Below are 14,727 nucleotides of genomic sequence, written 5' to 3'. Positions count from 1 at the left end.
CATGACCTCGCTCGCCGCCGCACAATCGACCCTCACCGGATTGGGCGTCGGACTCTCGCTCATCGTCGCCATCGGCGCGCAGAACGCGTTCGTGCTGCGCAAGGGCCTGCAACGCACCCACGTACTGCCGGTAGTGGCGGTGTGCGCTGTGTCCGACGCGGTCCTGATTCTGGCCGGGGTGGCAGGCATCGGGGTACTCGTCGACCGCTTCCCCGTCGCTCTGCGCATCGTGACCGTCCTCGGTGCCGTGTTCCTCCTCGTCTACGGACTGATGGCACTCAATCGAGCGCGGACTCCTCAGACGATGACGACCGAGACGACCGGTGGCGGTTCACTGATCGCTGCCCTCGCCACCTGCCTGGCTCTGACCTGGCTGAACCCCCACGTCTATCTCGACACCGTCGTGTTCCTCGGTTCCATCGGCAACCGTCAGCCGGGAGACCTGCGGTGGTGGTTCGCCGTCGGTGCGATGCTGGGCAGCGTGCTGTGGTTCACCGCGCTCGGCTACGGCTCTCGTGTGCTCAGTCCGCTGTTCGCGCGGCCGTTGGCCTGGCGAATACTCGACCTCGGGATCGGGATCATGATGCTGACCCTGGCGGCGCTATTGGTGTTCGGCTGAGAATGGACACTCGGGTCATCACCCGATACGAAGGACCTATGGCACAGCTGACGACGTTTCCCGAACCGAGTTCCGCCCTGTCCGATCCCGCCGACCTGTTTCGCGAGTACCTACGCTTCTATCGCGGCGAGCTGGTTCGGCGCATCACTGCGCTGAGCGAGGAATCCCTGATCACCACAACCGTTCCCTCGGAGTGGACCCCGCTGCAGATGCTGACCCACCTGGTGCACATGGAGCAGCGCTGGTTCGTCTGGGGATTTCTCGGCCGAGCAGTCGATGCGCCCTTCGGTGACGAGAAGGACGGCTCCTGGCACGTGGCGACCGATGTGGGCGCCGAGCACCTACTGGCCAGGCTCGACGACGGTGCCCGGCTCACCGAAGAAGTACTGAGCTCGCATCGGATGGACGAGTTGGCAACTCTCGGTGGACGATTCACCGAGGAGCGGCCGACTCTGATCTGGATCTGCTTTCATGTACTCCAGGAATACGCCCGTCACCTCGGCCATCTCGACGTCGCTGTCGAATTGGCCGGCGGGCCGAGAGGTGAGGGACCGGCATGAGAATCAACATCACCAGCGTCTTCGTCGACGATCAGAACAAGGCGCTCACGTTCTACACCGAGGTGCTCGGCTTCGTCGTCAAGCACGATGTCGCCATGGGCGGCCCCGATCGCTGGCTCACCGTCGTCTCACCGCAGGACCCGGACGGCACCGAATTGCTGCTCGAGCCCAGCGGTCATCCCGCAACCGCGCCGTTCAAGGACGCACTCTTCGCAGACGGCATCCCGTTCACGCAGTTCGCGGTGGACAGTGTTGCAGCAGAATACGATCGGCTCATCGGCCTCGGGGTTCGGTTCACCCAGCAGCCCACCGAGATGGGCCCGGTGGTCACTGCGGTGTTCGACGACACCTGCGGCAACCTGATTCAGATCATCGCTCCCGCGACCTGATACTCGGACGTTCGCGTACACCGTCGAGCCGCGTCAGCCCCAGTTCGCGGCATGTGTCAGGCAGAAGGGATGGCCTGCCGGATCCAGCAGCACGCGCCAGGTCTCACCCGGCTGGTCGTCGGGCAGGGTCGCCCCGAGTTTCACGGCGGCCGCCGCCGCGGCGTCGAGATCCTCGACCGCAAGATCGAAGTGAAACTGCTTGCTGCCGTTCGTATTGGGCCACGGCGGTGGCTGATAGTCGTCGACGCGACCGAATCCGAGCGCGCTGCTCGGACCCTGCAGCATCGCGTACTCCTGCTCCGAATGTACGACGCTCCAGCCGAGCAACGACGACCAGAATATTGCGCTGGCCTGGGGGTCGGCGCAGTCCAAAGTGACCATCTTCAGCGTGGCCACGGGTGTCTCGGTCATGGTGTTCCTCCTCCATCTCGGGTGTCGGACCAGACTCCTACACTGACGCCCGTGCCGGATAGGAAAAATGCGACAACCACCCAGTCCGGCGTCCTTCGGCCCGACCAGCTGGCGCAGCACGTCGATCTGGCTCGGCTGCCATGTGCGGCGTCGCTGGAACCCTGGGTCGAGAACTACTGGCAGCTTCAGTGGAATCTGCCGCCCGGCATCTCCTATCGCAGCTCGACGCTCCCGCACCCGGCCTGCACGCTCAGCGTCGAACACGGCTGGACCAGAGAAGGCGTGGCCGACCCGGTGGTGGTGACGGGAGTGCTCACCCGCCGCTTCGACGTCGTGCTCGCAGAATCCGGATGGGTCTTCGGCGTCAAGTTCCGGCCGGGCGGCTACGCGGCCTTCACAGGAACTGTGGCCCGCGGCCTGCGCGATGTCCAGGTGGCTCCGCCCACTTCGTTCCGCGCCGATACCGTCGACGCACTTGCGGAGCTGGGCCCACCCCTGGACGCCGACCACTGCCGAACCGTCTTCGACGCGGTTCTCACGCCCTACGCGCCGGCGGTCGAACCGGAGTACGAGATCGTTCTCGACATCATCGGGACCATGCTGGGCGACCGGACGCTGATACGCGTCGCCCAGGTGGAAGAGCGTTGCGGCATCGGGACCCGGCGGCTGCAGCGGCTGTTCGAGCGCTATGTCGGAGCGACGCCCAAGTGGGTTCTCGGCCGGTATCGCATTCACGACGCTCTCAGTGAGCTCGACAACGGCTACTCCGGTCCCCTGGCAGACCTTGCGGCGAGGTACGGCTGGTTCGACCAGGCGCACTTCACGCGCGAGTTCACCGAACTGGTGGGAATGCCACCGAGTTCGTATCAACTGTGAGTAACGCCTTCGTCACGCATTGGGACTTTTGCCGATTCGTTTGGCACAGTATCTCGCGGTGCTCGGTTGCACCTGGCGGGGAACAGCAGCACAGAGGAAGAGTGGGCTCCAACGCATGATCAACATTCTCGTTGCCGGTGGTATCGCGTTGGCGGTCTCGATTCTGTTGACGCCGTTTCTCATCGCGCTGTTCACCCGGCAGGGCTTCGGCCAGGAGATTCGCGTCGAGGGACCCGCAAGCCATCAAGCCAAAAGAGGGACGCCGACGATGGGCGGCGTCGCGATCATCGTCGGTCTGTGGGCCGGATACCTCGGCTCCCACCTCGTGGCGATGGGCGGCGACGGCCCGTCGGCGTCTGCCCTGTTGATCCTCGGTCTCACGACTGCTCTCGGCGTCGTCGGTTTTCTCGACGACTACATCAAGGTCCGCATGAAACGAAGCCTCGGCCTCAAAGCAACCGGCAAGTACGTCGGGCAGATCAGTGCAGCGGTGATCTTCGCGGTCTTGGCGCTGCAGTTCCGCAATGGGAACGGGCTGACGCCGGGCAACGTCGAACTCTCACTGGTGCGCCAGTCGACGTTCTTCACGATGGCACCGATCGTTTTTGTGCTGTTCTGTGTTTTCCTCATCGTCGCGTGGTCCAATGCGGTCAACCTCACCGACGGGCTCGACGGTTTGGCGGCAGGGTCCATGACCCTCGTCCTCGGCGCGTACACGGTGATGACGTTCTGGCAGTACCGGCAGTCGTGCGCGACCAACCCCGTTGCCGGGTGCTACCAGGTGCGCGATCCACTCGACCTCGCCGTCGTGTGCGCCGCCGCTGCGGGTGCCTGCATCGGGTTCCTCTGGTGGAATGCCGCCCCGGCCAAGATCTTCATGGGCGACACCGGTTCGCTCGCCCTCGGTGGACTGCTCGCCGGTCTGTCGATCGTGAGCAAGACCGAGTTGATCGCCGTCGTCTTCGGAGCTCTCTTCGTTGCCGAAGCTGCGTCGGTCGTCATTCAGGTCGCCTCGTTCAAGAGCACCGGCAAGCGGCCGTTCCGAATAGCGCCGATTCACCACCACTTCGAGTTGGGCGGCTGGGCGGAGACGACGGTCATCATCCGGTTCTGGCTGTTCGCCGCGATCGCGTCGGCGTTGGGGCTCGGATTGTTCTACAGCGAATTCCTCGCCGCAGTCGGCTGACCTCTACGCTTGGCGATATGACCGACGAACTGTCTCCGGTGGCCAAGGTCGACGCTCTTGCCGCCGAACTCGCACAACTGGATGCTCGACGAGTCGCCATCGGGGTCGAACTCGTCAACCTCCAATTCGGCCTCGATGGAGATGCCAAGATCCGCGCGACCGAGGTGTTCCACAGCGACTACCTGGAGCGACTGTTCACGTTGGTCGACGAACTGCGCACCGACGAGTAGTTGTGTCCACGCCACGTCTGTCCTGTTGACCTGAAGCTTGGTTGAGGTTCTACTGTCGGTTTCATGAACGGACAAGCACGACCGATGCAACCACCCGAGCGACAGCCGATCGGATTTTGGACCGCCCGCGCCGGCGAGGCCATCCGAGCACGCACCCGCGGTGCCCTCCACGACATCGGACTCACCCAGCCCGAATGGTGGCTCCTGCATCAGATCTCGCTGCACCCCGCAGGGGCCGACCGCGAAGCGACGATCGAGAAGATCGGCCACAACGACACCCCGGAGGCAATCGTCGAGGCGATCGACTCCGCCCGTACCAAAGGTTTGATCGTCGAATCGACGTCGCGCGTGACGTTCACCCCGGAAGGTAAGGAACTGTTCCGACGAGGAGTGGACGTTCAGCAGATGTTGCAAGACGAACGTATGCAAGGAATCACGGAGGACGAGTTCGTCACCGCAATTGCGGTGTTGCAGAGAACAATCCAGAACGTCGGGGGCGACGCCTGGCATTGGTGAGCGTCATGTCGTCGAATTCAGCCAAAGCAAGAACCGATGGGCGGCAGAAACTTACTCACCGCTCAGCGCCGCGCCGGCAGCCGTTGCAAAAGCAGCCATGCTCGGGAATTTCATGTCGACACTGTACTTCTCCGTGGGCTCAGGGGTTGCGCCCCAACCGGGTCGGTCGTGCCGCCGATCGATCCACGCCGAGGCGATGCCGTGACGCGTGGCCGGTACGTGGTCGTGGAACAGACTTTGGGCGACGTGGAGCAGTCGTGATCGTGGGACACCCAGCTTCGCAAGCACGCTGTCGAGCGCGTCGAAGTGATTGTCCGTCGGCTTGTATGCGCCCACATCCTGCGCTGTGACGATGGCGTCGAACTGGACGCCGAGTCGCCGATTGCTGCCCGCGAAACCATCGCGATGGACATTGGACAGGACGACGAGCTTGTAGTTCTCGGCGAGACTCGCCAGTGCCTCGGCGGAATCCGGAAACGCAGGCCAGTCGGGAACGGACGCTCCCAGCCTGCTCGCCCAGTCCCGTGACACCGTCACTTTCAGGGTGTCGCCGGTTCGTCGGAACGCTTCGGCGAGTATCTCGGGATACAGCATTGTGGGTGAATCCTGTTGCACTCTGGCCTCGTTGACGGCATAGGCGGCGAGCAATTCGTCCCCGGACAGTCCCGCACCCACCTGCTCCGCCCATGGACCGAGAACGTCCAGTATGCCTGTCTCCCAGTCGATCAATGTCCCGTAGCAATCGAAGCTCAGGACGTCGTAGTCGGCGAGATTCATTCGGCGGGCACTCCTCACGAAATCGAAGACGGCCGACTGTCGTACCGACACCGTCATCAGCATCATACTGCGAAGTACAGTCTTGGCCGTCTCTTCACAGGCGATCACGAATGAATCGGTATGTCTCCAATTGCCCACTGATCATTGTTCTCTCGCAGCGTTCGCATCGTTCCTGACTCCGAGCTGATCGCTGGGTAGAGTCTCTCGTGGCAGCCGATCGGCCGACGATGAAGGGCGGATCCCATGGGCAGGAAGTCATCGGCACTTGTGTTCGCGCGATCGGGCACCGCGGATGCGGGCGTCGACGAGACCTGGAGGTCCACGAAGTTGTGACGGAAGTTCGGTTGCGCCCCGCTGTCAGGTCCGACGCCGAGTTTCTGTTCTCGATGGCGTCGGACATCGAGGTGGTTCGATGGGTCGGCGACGGAACGGTGTGGAGCAGAACCTATTTCGATCGGCGGTTCGCCCAGGCACTCGATGCGACGGGAAGCCCCGAGCCGGATGTGCCGAGATGGTTCATCGGCACCAGCGAGCAGTCGTTGCGCGTCGGGTTGCTCAGCATGACTCGTCGATCCGACCACCTCGAGGTCGGTTATTGGGTACATCCGCATCACTGGGGTCTCGGCTACGCGGGCAAGCTCCTCGTCCACGCCCAAGAACTCGCGGCCGGCCTGCCACTGGCAGCGCAGGTTTATCGCGCGAACGCCGCCTCTCGTCGGGTCCTCGAGCGGGCCGGGTTCGCACTCGTCGACGACGGCGATCCGCTCACCTACCGGCGTCGTCCGATCCCCTGACTCACCACGTCCTGACCGGCCGGGGACGAACAATGGTGCGGCCGGTCGTGACGACGCACCCTGGGTCTCGTGGGGAACCCGGCGTCGACAGCGGTTCATCGTCTCTCGTGCGGCGAGAATCCAATTCCGTTCTGCGCTGGACGAACTCGGGCGTCTGCGCGCCCAGCAACCGTAGCGGCACCTGCGTGCGATCTGAATCCGACTGCGCCGGGCACAGAAAGTCGGGTGTGCATTGCCGTTTCTGCTTATCGTTGCTGTCAGAACGAGGGAAGGTCTGGCGGCACATGCTCGAACGATGGAACGCAGCACTCGACTACATCGAGGACAACCTCGACCACGAAATCGACACGACCGAGCTCGCTCGCATCGCGCTGACATCTGAATACCACTTCCGGCGCGTGTTCTCGGCCCTCGCCGGGATACCGCTGTCGCTGTACATCCGGCAACGCCGAATGACCCTGGCAGCAGCGGAGATACTCGACGGACAGGCCGTTCTGGACGTTGCAACGAAATACCGCTACTCGGCAGATGCATTCACGCGAGCCTTTCGAGATCTGCACGGTGTCACACCGTCCCAGGCACGCCGACCCGGAACCATCCTCAGTTCCCGTCAAGCAGTGACATTTCACCTGACTATCGAAGGACGAAGCACCATGCGATACCGCATCACCGAACTACCGCCATTCCACATCGTCGGCAAAGCCACCCGAATCCCACTTCGGTTCAGCGGCGAGAACACCGCAATGACCGAATTCCACCGAAGCCTGGCCCCCGGAACCGGTGACCGACTGCGTGAACTCGCCGACCTGCCTGAGCTTCCAGAGATCCTGTTCGTCAGCGACGGCTTCGAACCTCGACGCGAGGACGGCAGTCTCTTCGACTACTACTTCGCCGTCGCCACCACATCACCCGCACCGTCCGAATGGAACACCCTCGCCGTCCCCGCATCGACCTGGGCGGTATTCGAGGCACGCAGCGACACTGCACTCGCCCCCGCACTCCAACAACTCTGGGCCGACGCCTTCGGCGAATGGTTCCCCTCCAACCCCTACGAAGCAATCCCCGGACCCGAGATCCTCACCGTCACCGAAAGCACCCCCGACTGGTCGTCTGGAACAGGAGAACTGTGGATCCCGATTCGACGAAGCCTGTAGCCGCTGCGTCCGTTCTTCCTCGCGCCCGCCACTTCACGACACTCAATGTGACCTTCGGTGGCCTTTTCGGCGGTCGATGTCACGTTCAGTGGACTGCGCGCGGGGGTCCGGCCTCGAGTGCTCGGTAATCTCGCGATATGGGTACGAGTCGACGGCAGTTGGTGCGTCGTCGATATTTGTCCCTGGGGTTGGGCGAGTTGGCCGCAGCCGGGGTGTTCCTGACGATCGCATTTGCCGTGGTGGTTCCAAGGCTCGACGACGGGAGCCGTCCGGCATTGTGGTTCGCGTTGGTTCCACTCCTGGCCGTGCTGGTGCAAGCGGGAATCTATTGGCTGTTTGCTCGCTCCTGGGTCGAGCGTCATCCGATGCCAACTTTTCTCCGCAGGCTCTACCGCGCCCTTCGGCAAGTAGACGTCGCGTTGCTGGTCGGCGGTTTGCTGGGAGTGTTGGTGTGGCTACCGGACAACTTCGGTACCCGTCTCGGAGTGCTGGCCATCTGGCTCTTCGGGGTCATCGAGTACGTCAACTACTTCCTTGTTCGGCTGTCCTATCCCCCTCGCCTCTGGCTGTCGACCGTCGGCCAGTTGCGCACACCTCGCTTGGTCCGGGATCTGGACACCGGCAGATGACCCACACGGAGCACGGACTTGTCGTGCACTCGATGTGACATCTGGTGGCCTTTTCGGGGGTCAATGGCACATCGAGGGGACTGCAGGTTCACGGCCGTCGAAATCAGGAAACACGGCGAGCCAGGATCCTCGTGAGGTCGGCCAGGGCCGGAGTGGCCTCAGACAGTGCTCGACGACCGTCCGGGGTCAGTTCGTCGAGCGCATCGGAGAGCACCTGAGAGCTCACCGCGTCGTACTCGGCCAATAAGCGAATTGCCTTCGGTGATGCTGTGAGGGCAGCTCCGCGCAGGTCGTCCGAGGCAGCCGATCTTTCGACGAGTTCGGCGTCGACCATTGCCTTGATCAGATTGCTCACGGTGGATCGTGCCAGGTTCAGGTGTTCGGCGAGGCTCCCCGGGCTCATATTCGGCTCAGCAACAAGGGCTCTCATGACCTCGACGTGCGAGTCGGGGATGTCTGGTAAGTGCGCGGCTTCTCTCGTCGCACGAAGCAGCGACCGTCGCAGCGGTCCCAGTTGCCGGCCGAATTCGATGGCGGTGGAGTGCATAGTTCGATGGTCTCACAATTAGTTTTGCCGCAAACATAGTTTTGTGACAAAATGGAGTCATGAGCGCAGAGACCACCGTCCAAAACCCAATACCGACTCAAGACCTCGGCGGCATCGTCGGACACCGTTTCATCTACACCTATGCCAACGGCTGGCAGTACGAGATGTACGTCAAGAACGCGACCACCATCGACTACCGCATCCACACCGGGATGGTCGGTGGACGATGGGTCAAGAATCAGGAAGTCGATCTCGTCCAACTCGACGACGATGTCTACAAGATCTCCTGGAACGAACCCACCGGAACATCCGTCGTCGTCAACGTCATACCCGGTAAGCGACGTCTGCACGGCACCATCTTCTTCCCTCAATGGATCGAGCTGGACGGTACTAAAACCGTTCTGTACCAGAATGATCATCTCGACGAGATGCGTGCCTACCGTGATGCCGGACCGACCTACCCCATTTACGTGGTCCCCGAGTTCGCCCGAATCACTCTGTTCGAGCACGTCGGCATCGACGACGAGACGATCGTCTCTGTCGGACCCACCGATCTGCCCGACGGCTTCGCCGATCGAACCAACTGACGTGAGCCCCGAGCTGATCTTCGTCGCGCATCTGTCGGTGACCGTGGGCGAACCGATCGACATGGGCAAGGTGGTCGACGGTCATCGTCGCCTTGTTCCGATACTCGGTGGGACCGTCGAGGGGCCCCTACTGCGCGGCCGAGTCCTGCCCGGCGGGGCCGATCACCAGATTCTCCGCACGGCCACACTCACCGAGTTGGACGCCAGATACGCGCTCGAGACCGACGAAGGCGAGCGAATCGCCGTACACAACATGGGCATACGAAGTGGCGCCGAAGAGGACATCGACGCACTTGTCCGTGGCGAACATGTGCCCGCCGATCGCATTTACTTCCGAAGCCAACCACGCCTGTCCTCCGCCGCAAACCGCCTCGCATGGATGAACGAGCGACTGTTTCTCGGATCGGGCCAGAGATTGCCGAACTCGGTGGAGTTGGACGTGTATCAGGTGACCTGACCGGTGCGATGACGTGCACTCGATGTCACCTGCGGTGGCCTTTTCGACGGTCGATGTCACATCTAGTGGACTCGAAGGGGCGGGTCAGGTGAGGGACTGGCCGTAGATGTGGGTCACGGCGATCGTCACCAGCACTCGTCGGTCGGCGACCATGACTGCTCGGTATTCGTTCCAGTCAGGGTGCTCACCGGCCGCGGCGCGGTAGTAGTCCACCAGAGCCTCGATTTCCGGGCTGTTCGGTGACGTACCCGGCCCGGTGAGGGTGACGGTTCCTTCCGCCGTTGCCCAGGCCGTGCCGTCGGCGTTGGTCACTTCGAGAGCGGCACGTGGATCTCGGCGCAAGTTGGCCGTTTTCGCTCGCCCTTCGGTCACCGAGATAAGGATGGTATCGGCGGCGCGATCGTAGAACGGCGTCACCGGCGACAGCTGCGGAAGTCCGCTCGACTTGATGGTGGCCAGCACGCCGATTCGGCTCTGCTCGAGAAGTTCGTGTGGATCGAATGCATTGTCGATCATGGATTTCCCTCGGGTCGTGTGGATAATTTCGGCTGCGTAGGCCCCGATTGCTCGACGATATTTCCCTGTCGCAGGGCTCGCAGCCTGAAGTGCACTCCGTAGCGCCTGCGCCGCATCCCCGATGTCCCAGAGAGTTAGCGCAACGAATGCGTCACGGGCGGGGATGTATTGGTTTGCGAACTCGAAATCTCGGAGCACACGTAGTGCATCGTGTGGTCGCCCCACATTCCGCAGCGAACTCGCCAATTGGATCCGGGCCTGATTCTCCCGATCGTCGTCGAGCCCACCCGACAAGGACGCTTCGTACAACGGGACCGCAGCAGCTTCGTCGCCCAGAAAATCTGCGAGCGATGCCCGTTCGAACAGCGCCCGTGCATCGGAATACGATGCGGCCGCGAGCATGTGTTCCATCTCGACTCGCATGCGGACGGGGTCGGTGTCATCCGCGTGGTCCCAGAACTCCGCTAGCGAATCCACCGCGTCTCCCCTGTGATCTATTCTGCTGCTACGAATTCGATTCGATTGCCCACACCGTCGCTGGTATGGAACCGTCGTCGACCCGGTATCTCCTCCGAGTCGGCCCAATGAACCTGATAGCCGGCAGACACCAACGCCGCAGCAGTAGCCTCGACATCGACGACGAAGGCGGGGTGAGCCTTCCGCGCCGGCCGGAAGTCGTCCTCGATGCCGATGTGTATCTCACCATCGGGACCGCCCACACCGGGCACCCGAAACCAACAGCCCCCGCGCACAGCCAACAACGGCGGCTTCGCGATCTCCTGCCAGCCCAGAGCACCCCCGTAGAACTCACGCTCGCGGTCCTCGCCGCCCGCCGGACATGCGACCTGCACATGGTGAATCATCGAACGAACGTACCGCCATCTCGATTGACACGTCGGTGAACGGTAGGCAAACGTATGGGCATGCAACTGAGATTTCTGGCCGGCGTCTCGACGGCCTTTGCAGTCAAGCTCCTGGTGATGCGAGCGCTGACACTCAAGCTGCAGCGAGACATCGACGCACTCAACAACGGCGACTACCGTCCCCTGCTGTCATCTTTCCATCGAGATGCCGTGCTCAAATTCGCCGACGGTGACAGCCGCTGGTCCGGCACCCACCGCGGCCGCCCGGCCATCGAAAAATTCTTCCAGGACTTCGTTGCCGCAGGCATCAAGGGTCAGGTCACCGAAATCTACAGCGGCGGCGCACCCTGGCGAATGACCCTCCTCGTCCGCTTCGACGACCAAGCCCACGCAGCCGACGGCACCGAGCTCTACAACAACCGAACCGTGCTGCTGGTCCGTACGAGCTGGGGAAGAATCGTCTCGCAGGAAGACTTCTTCGAGGACACCACACGAATCGACGCATTCGAGAAGAAGCTCCGCCAACTCTGAAATCGCCCGCCATTGCTTAGGTGGACCACTCCCGCCTGCACTCGATGTGACATTTGGTGGCCCTTTCGACGGTCAATGGCACATCGAGTGGACTTACGGGCCCCGGTGGCGAAAAGGAATCAGGGACGTCGATAGGTGACCTGTGGATAGTTGTCAGCGTTCGTGACGCTGGCGTGAACGTTGTATACCGTCCGGACCAGCTCCTCGGTGATCACATCTACGGGGGTTCCCGATGCCACGATGGTTCCGTTGTTGAGCACGACGATGCGGTCGCAGAACATCGCAGCGAGGTTGAGGTCGTGCAGCGCTATGTAGCTGCTCAGAGGTAGGCCCGCGACGAGGGTGAGGATGTCGAGCTGATGTTGAATGTCGAGGTGGTTGGTCGGCTCGTCGAGCAGTAGTTCGGTGGGCTGTTGAGCCAGAGCGCGCGCGATCTGGACACGTTGCCGTTCGCCGCCGGAGAGCGTGTGCCAGCGCCGGGTGGCTTTCGACGCCATGGCGGTGTCGTTCAGTGCCCGGGCTATCGCGATGTCGTCGTCGGCCGCGTCTCCGCCGAAAATTCCGTGGTGCGGTATTCGCCCGAGGCGCACGACATCGCGGACGCTGATGTCGACGTCGGTGTCGGAGTGTTGGTCGACCATCGCCACGCGCCGGGCGACGCGTCGCCGACGCAACGTGCGGAGGCTGTCTCCGTCGAGCAGTACGTCGCCACTGTCGGGGGCGACGATGCCCGCAAGTATTCGCAGAAGGGACGACTTGCCGGATCCGTTGGGGCCGATGAGACCGATGGTCTCCCCCGGTTCCGGCTCGAAGCTGATTCCGTCGAGAATGGGGTGGCCGCCGCGCGTCCAGCGAATGTCTCTGGCGTGCAGTGTCATCGGGATCTCCTGAGCCGGAACAGAATGAGAGCGAAGGCAGGCACTCCGATCAGTGCAGTGACCACTCCCACCGGAATTTCCTGAGGTGCGAACACCGTTCGGGCGATGGTGTCGACCCAGACCATGAAGATGGCACCGATGACGACCGTCGTCGGCAGCAGTCGGCGGTGCCGCGCCCCGACGAGAAAGCGGGCCGCATGCGGGAGGACGAGACCCACGAACCCGATTGCCCCTGCAGCGCTGACGAGGGCGGCGGTGATCAATGCGGTAATGACCAGCAGCAGGATTCGCACCCATTTCACCGGAACGCCCAGCGATGCGGCCGCGTCGTGCCCGAATGTGAAGGCGTCGAGGGCGGAGGTGTTGAACAGGCACACCGCCATTCCCAGCAGGGTGACCGCACCGCACAGTGCCACGTCCGTCCAGTCGGCACCGCTCAGGGAGCCGAGCAGCCAGAACAGCACCCCACGAGTTTGCTCGGCATCGGCTGAGGAGATGACGATGAACGACGTCAAGGCCGAGAACAGTTGCGTACCGGCCACTCCCGCCAATACGACGCGGTCGTTCCCACCGCCCGCTCCGACGGCGAGCAGCATCACCAGCACGAACGACAGCAGCGCACCCGCGAATGCCCCGGTCGACAGCGACAGTGCACCGCCGCCGACTCCGAGCACTGCGACGACCACGGCACCGGTGGACGCTCCCGACGAAATTCCCAGGACGAACGGGTCGGCCAGGGGATTGCGCAGCAGCGACTGCATGATTGCGCCACAGAGCGCCAGTCCGGCACCACAGACTGCGGCGAGCAACGTCCGGGGCAGCCGCAGCTCCCAGACGATGCCGTCCTGAATGCGACTGACCTCCGCTGTCCCGATCCCGATGTGCCCCAATATCACTCGATACACATCGGAGACGGAGACACTGGCCGGACCGACCGTCACGGCCACTCCGATCGACAGCACCAGCACCGCACAGCCACCGAGCAGAAGCGGGATCAGCAACCCGCGATCGGTTCGGGTCATCGGGTGGCCAGTCCCCAATTCTTCAGCGCAGCAGCCACTTTCTCGACTCCGTCGACGGTGCGAATCGACGGGTTGAGATCGGCGCCGTTGACGACGATGTAGCGCTTGTCCTCGACGGCCGGCAGTCGGCTCGTGACGGCATTCGATTCGAGAAACTCGATCTTGCTGTCGAGGGCATCTCCGGCGATGCTGCGCCGGCTGAGGTCCGCGAGGACGAGCGCCGTCGGATTCCGGTCCAGAACACTCTCCCAATTGACCTGGGGCCATTCGTCGGTCGTGTCGGCATAGATGTTCTCGGCACCCACGGAATCGGTGATGATGCCCGACGAACCGCAGCACCCCGCCATGTAGGGAGTATCGGTGTCGGCGAACCAGTACGCCAACGTCGTACCCGAGGCGTCGACCGCACCGGAAGCCGTCGCGAATCGGTCCTGCAGCTCGCTGACGAAACGCTCACCACGATCACGCACGTCGAAGATCGCCGCCAGATCACGTATCTCCTGATACACCGTCTCGATCTCGAGCGGCAGAGTGCGGGCACCGTCGGAATTGACGCTCTCGTCGGTCTTTCCGTTGCAGTCGGTCGGTGAGAGGTAGTTCGGTACACCGAGTTGATCGAACTGGCTTCGGTCGGCGACGCCCCCCGGGCCGAGGGTGCCACCGAACGAGGCCGACACGAAATCGGGCTCGGCATCCAGCACGACCTCGAGGGACGGCTTGTTGTCCGCGAGCCTCGGCACTGTGGCGTTCTCGGATTCCAGGTTCGAGCGAACCGGATCGGTCCAGGTGGCGGTGCCCACCATTCGGTCGGCCAACCCAAGGGAGAGCAGAATTTCCGTCGAGCTCTGATTCAGTGACACCGCGCGTTGCGGCGGTGCGTCGACGACGACCTCGCGACCGCAATTGTCGATGGTCAGCGGATAGCTGCCAATTGTGTCGGTGGACGCATCGGGCGTCGGTGCCGTCGAACAGGCAGAGACGAGGAGGATGGAGACAGCGCCGAGTACGGCGAGAGTGGTGCGCATCGAAGAGCTTCCTGCTTGGGGCTCGTGTCGCGGAGCCGCGGGTGGGGGTGAATCGCGACGTCCGAGCATTCGGACTTCGAGCTCTCACCCGTCACCGTTGCGCGCCAGCTCCGGAATTGCACCGGATTCCCTCGTTCGTCGTGTGCTGACACTATCGTGC

Annotated in this window: 21 protein-coding genes, 1 pseudogene and 1 riboswitch; of the genes and pseudogenes, 13 read left to right on the top strand and 9 right to left on the bottom strand. The window is 62.9% G+C overall.

The genetic code is table 11. The annotated features are described in order from the left end of the window. Position 1 precedes the first annotated feature (1 nt). The 3 genes from ASG84_RS18385 to ASG84_RS18375 are packed head-to-tail and all read left to right on the top strand — an operon-like array spanning position 2 to position 1,568. The gene (locus ASG84_RS18385; RefSeq protein ID WP_057478430.1) at positions 2-619 is read left to right on the top strand and encodes a LysE/ArgO family amino acid transporter; all 618 of its coding nucleotides are present in this window, start codon (positions 2-4) and stop codon (positions 617-619) included. Between the two features lie 38 nt (positions 620-657). Beyond that, complete coding sequence (locus ASG84_RS18380) at positions 658-1,179, top strand: mycothiol transferase (protein WP_057478509.1); 522 nt, start codon at positions 658-660, stop codon at positions 1,177-1,179. Further along, positions 1,176-1,568, top strand: a complete 393-nt coding sequence (locus tag ASG84_RS18375) for a VOC family protein (protein ID WP_057478429.1) — start codon at positions 1,176-1,178, stop codon at positions 1,566-1,568. The genes ASG84_RS18380 and ASG84_RS18375 overlap by 4 nt, the downstream gene beginning before the upstream one ends. A 33-nt stretch (positions 1,569-1,601) precedes the next feature. Here the strand turns inward: ASG84_RS18375 and ASG84_RS18370 are convergent, their stop codons facing one another. Further along, positions 1,602-1,979 (bottom strand): VOC family protein, encoded by a 378-nt coding sequence (locus tag ASG84_RS18370; protein WP_057478428.1) that lies wholly within the window; start codon positions 1,977-1,979, stop codon positions 1,602-1,604. A 51-nt stretch (positions 1,980-2,030) separates the two neighbouring features. On the opposite strand from ASG84_RS18370, the gene ASG84_RS18365 reads away from it, so the two are divergent. The 4 genes from ASG84_RS18365 (at position 2,031) to ASG84_RS18350 (ending at position 4,787) form a co-directional block, all read left to right on the top strand. Next, positions 2,031-2,855: a DUF6597 domain-containing transcriptional factor gene (locus ASG84_RS18365; RefSeq protein WP_235581727.1), complete on the top strand. Its 825-nt coding sequence runs from the start codon at positions 2,031-2,033 to the stop codon at positions 2,853-2,855. Between the two features lie 115 nt (positions 2,856-2,970). Then, positions 2,971-4,041: a phospho-N-acetylmuramoyl-pentapeptide-transferase gene (gene mraY / locus ASG84_RS18360; protein WP_057478427.1), complete on the top strand. Its 1,071-nt coding sequence runs from the start codon at positions 2,971-2,973 to the stop codon at positions 4,039-4,041. Positions 4,042-4,058: 17 nt separating this feature from the next. Next, positions 4,059-4,271: a hypothetical protein gene (locus ASG84_RS18355; protein ID WP_057478426.1), complete on the top strand. Its 213-nt coding sequence runs from the start codon at positions 4,059-4,061 to the stop codon at positions 4,269-4,271. A 63-nt stretch (positions 4,272-4,334) separates the two neighbouring features. After that, on the top strand, positions 4,335-4,787 hold the full coding sequence (locus ASG84_RS18350; protein ID WP_057478425.1) for a MarR family winged helix-turn-helix transcriptional regulator: 453 nt from the start codon (positions 4,335-4,337) through the stop codon (positions 4,785-4,787). A 51-nt stretch (positions 4,788-4,838) separates the two neighbouring features. Here ASG84_RS18350 and ASG84_RS18345 read toward each other — a convergent pair whose 3' ends face one another. Then, complete coding sequence (locus ASG84_RS18345; RefSeq protein WP_057478507.1) at positions 4,839-5,564, bottom strand: HAD-IA family hydrolase; 726 nt, start codon at positions 5,562-5,564, stop codon at positions 4,839-4,841. Positions 5,565-5,893: 329 nt separating this feature from the next. Here ASG84_RS18345 and ASG84_RS18335 point away from each other — a divergent pair, with 329 nt between their 5' ends. The 3 genes from ASG84_RS18335 (at position 5,894) to ASG84_RS18325 (ending at position 8,141) form a co-directional block, all read left to right on the top strand. Beyond that, positions 5,894-6,358 carry a GNAT family N-acetyltransferase gene (locus ASG84_RS18335; protein WP_057478423.1) on the top strand — a complete coding sequence of 155 codons (465 nt, stop codon included), beginning with the start codon at positions 5,894-5,896 and terminating at the stop codon, positions 6,356-6,358. A gap of 284 nt (positions 6,359-6,642) precedes the next feature. Beyond that, on the top strand, positions 6,643-7,512 hold the full coding sequence (locus tag ASG84_RS18330) for an AraC family transcriptional regulator (RefSeq protein ID WP_057478422.1): 870 nt from the start codon (positions 6,643-6,645) through the stop codon (positions 7,510-7,512). A gap of 137 nt (positions 7,513-7,649) precedes the next feature. Further along, positions 7,650-8,141, top strand: coding sequence for a hypothetical protein (locus ASG84_RS18325; protein ID WP_057478421.1), 492 nt, complete (start codon positions 7,650-7,652; stop codon positions 8,139-8,141). 103 nt (positions 8,142-8,244) lie between these two features. Here ASG84_RS18325 and ASG84_RS18320 read toward each other — a convergent pair whose 3' ends face one another. Beyond that, complete coding sequence (locus ASG84_RS18320; protein ID WP_057478420.1) at positions 8,245-8,688, bottom strand: MarR family winged helix-turn-helix transcriptional regulator; 444 nt, start codon at positions 8,686-8,688, stop codon at positions 8,245-8,247. A gap of 59 nt (positions 8,689-8,747) precedes the next feature. On the opposite strand from ASG84_RS18320, the gene ASG84_RS18315 reads away from it, so the two are divergent. Then, positions 8,748-9,275 carry a phenolic acid decarboxylase gene (locus ASG84_RS18315; protein WP_057478419.1) on the top strand — a complete coding sequence of 176 codons (528 nt, stop codon included), beginning with the start codon at positions 8,748-8,750 and terminating at the stop codon, positions 9,273-9,275. A 1-nt stretch (position 9,276) separates the two neighbouring features. Beyond that, positions 9,277-9,732 (top strand): DUF3237 domain-containing protein, encoded by a 456-nt coding sequence (locus ASG84_RS18310; protein WP_057478418.1) that lies wholly within the window; start codon positions 9,277-9,279, stop codon positions 9,730-9,732. 84 nt (positions 9,733-9,816) lie between these two features. On the opposite strand, the gene ASG84_RS28280 is transcribed toward ASG84_RS18310, so the two are convergent. From ASG84_RS28280 to ASG84_RS18300, 3 genes and pseudogenes are all read right to left on the bottom strand, one after another. Next, positions 9,817-10,248, bottom strand: a complete 432-nt coding sequence (locus tag ASG84_RS28280) for a PPOX class F420-dependent oxidoreductase (RefSeq protein WP_057478506.1) — start codon at positions 10,246-10,248, stop codon at positions 9,817-9,819. A 39-nt stretch (positions 10,249-10,287) separates the two neighbouring features. Next, positions 10,288-10,650, bottom strand: a pseudogene (locus ASG84_RS28275) (tetratricopeptide repeat protein); the annotation flags it as partial. A gap of 92 nt (positions 10,651-10,742) precedes the next feature. After that, positions 10,743-11,111, bottom strand: coding sequence for a glyoxalase (locus ASG84_RS18300; protein ID WP_057478417.1), 369 nt, complete (start codon positions 11,109-11,111; stop codon positions 10,743-10,745). A 60-nt stretch (positions 11,112-11,171) separates the two neighbouring features. On the opposite strand from ASG84_RS18300, the gene ASG84_RS18295 reads away from it, so the two are divergent. Beyond that, complete coding sequence (locus ASG84_RS18295; RefSeq protein ID WP_082521084.1) at positions 11,172-11,642, top strand: nuclear transport factor 2 family protein; 471 nt, start codon at positions 11,172-11,174, stop codon at positions 11,640-11,642. A 119-nt stretch (positions 11,643-11,761) separates the two neighbouring features. Here the strand turns inward: ASG84_RS18295 and ASG84_RS18290 are convergent, their stop codons facing one another. Genes ASG84_RS18290 through ASG84_RS18280 form a run of 3 tightly spaced genes read right to left on the bottom strand, consistent with a single transcriptional unit; the run spans position 11,762 to position 14,567 of the window. After that, on the bottom strand, positions 11,762-12,520 hold the full coding sequence (locus ASG84_RS18290) for an ABC transporter ATP-binding protein (RefSeq protein WP_057478415.1): 759 nt from the start codon (positions 12,518-12,520) through the stop codon (positions 11,762-11,764). Beyond that, complete coding sequence (locus tag ASG84_RS18285; protein WP_057478414.1) at positions 12,517-13,542, bottom strand: FecCD family ABC transporter permease; 1,026 nt, start codon at positions 13,540-13,542, stop codon at positions 12,517-12,519. The genes ASG84_RS18290 and ASG84_RS18285 overlap by 4 nt, the downstream gene beginning before the upstream one ends. Further along, complete coding sequence (locus ASG84_RS18280; protein WP_057478413.1) at positions 13,539-14,567, bottom strand: ABC transporter substrate-binding protein; 1,029 nt, start codon at positions 14,565-14,567, stop codon at positions 13,539-13,541. Before ASG84_RS18280 ends, ASG84_RS18285 begins: the two co-directional genes overlap by 4 nt. A gap of 6 nt (positions 14,568-14,573) precedes the next feature. Next, positions 14,574-14,697, bottom strand: a riboswitch (cobalamin riboswitch). Between the last annotated feature and the right edge of the window lie 30 nt (positions 14,698-14,727).

It is taken from the genome of Rhodococcus sp. Leaf278, assembly GCF_001426085.1.
GTDB lineage: Bacteria > Actinomycetota > Actinomycetes > Mycobacteriales > Mycobacteriaceae > Rhodococcoides.
This window is presented reverse-complemented; position numbering and strand designations above follow the sequence as displayed.

Bases quoted from the DNA above. Each gene is read 5' to 3' on its own strand.
- ASG84_RS18350 (WP_057478425.1), top strand. From the start codon at position 4,335: ATGAACGGACAAGCACGACCGATGCAACCACCCGAGCGACAGCCGATC.
- ASG84_RS18280 (WP_057478413.1), bottom strand. From the start codon at position 14,567: ATGCGCACCACTCTCGCCGTACTCGGCGCTGTCTCCATCCTCCTCGTC.
- ASG84_RS18375 (WP_057478429.1), top strand. From the start codon at position 1,176: ATGAGAATCAACATCACCAGCGTCTTCGTCGACGATCAGAACAAGGCG.
- ASG84_RS18320 (WP_057478420.1), bottom strand. From the start codon at position 8,688: ATGCACTCCACCGCCATCGAATTCGGCCGGCAACTGGGACCGCTGCGA.
- ASG84_RS18370 (WP_057478428.1), bottom strand. From the start codon at position 1,979: ATGACCGAGACACCCGTGGCCACGCTGAAGATGGTCACTTTGGACTGC.
- ASG84_RS18290 (WP_057478415.1), bottom strand. From the start codon at position 12,520: ATGACACTGCACGCCAGAGACATTCGCTGGACGCGCGGCGGCCACCCC.
- ASG84_RS18285 (WP_057478414.1), bottom strand. From the start codon at position 13,542: ATGACCCGAACCGATCGCGGGTTGCTGATCCCGCTTCTGCTCGGTGGC.
- ASG84_RS28280 (WP_057478506.1), bottom strand. From the start codon at position 10,248: ATGATCGACAATGCATTCGATCCACACGAACTTCTCGAGCAGAGCCGA.
- mraY (WP_057478427.1), top strand. From the start codon at position 2,971: ATGATCAACATTCTCGTTGCCGGTGGTATCGCGTTGGCGGTCTCGATT.
- ASG84_RS18355 (WP_057478426.1), top strand. From the start codon at position 4,059: ATGACCGACGAACTGTCTCCGGTGGCCAAGGTCGACGCTCTTGCCGCC.
- ASG84_RS18315 (WP_057478419.1), top strand. From the start codon at position 8,748: ATGAGCGCAGAGACCACCGTCCAAAACCCAATACCGACTCAAGACCTC.
- ASG84_RS18330 (WP_057478422.1), top strand. From the start codon at position 6,643: ATGCTCGAACGATGGAACGCAGCACTCGACTACATCGAGGACAACCTC.
- ASG84_RS18345 (WP_057478507.1), bottom strand. From the start codon at position 5,564: ATGAATCTCGCCGACTACGACGTCCTGAGCTTCGATTGCTACGGGACA.
- ASG84_RS18380 (WP_057478509.1), top strand. From the start codon at position 658: ATGGCACAGCTGACGACGTTTCCCGAACCGAGTTCCGCCCTGTCCGAT.
- ASG84_RS18295 (WP_082521084.1), top strand. From the start codon at position 11,172: ATGCAACTGAGATTTCTGGCCGGCGTCTCGACGGCCTTTGCAGTCAAG.
- ASG84_RS18385 (WP_057478430.1), top strand. From the start codon at position 2: ATGACCTCGCTCGCCGCCGCACAATCGACCCTCACCGGATTGGGCGTC.
- ASG84_RS18325 (WP_057478421.1), top strand. From the start codon at position 7,650: ATGGGTACGAGTCGACGGCAGTTGGTGCGTCGTCGATATTTGTCCCTG.
- ASG84_RS18300 (WP_057478417.1), bottom strand. From the start codon at position 11,111: ATGATTCACCATGTGCAGGTCGCATGTCCGGCGGGCGGCGAGGACCGC.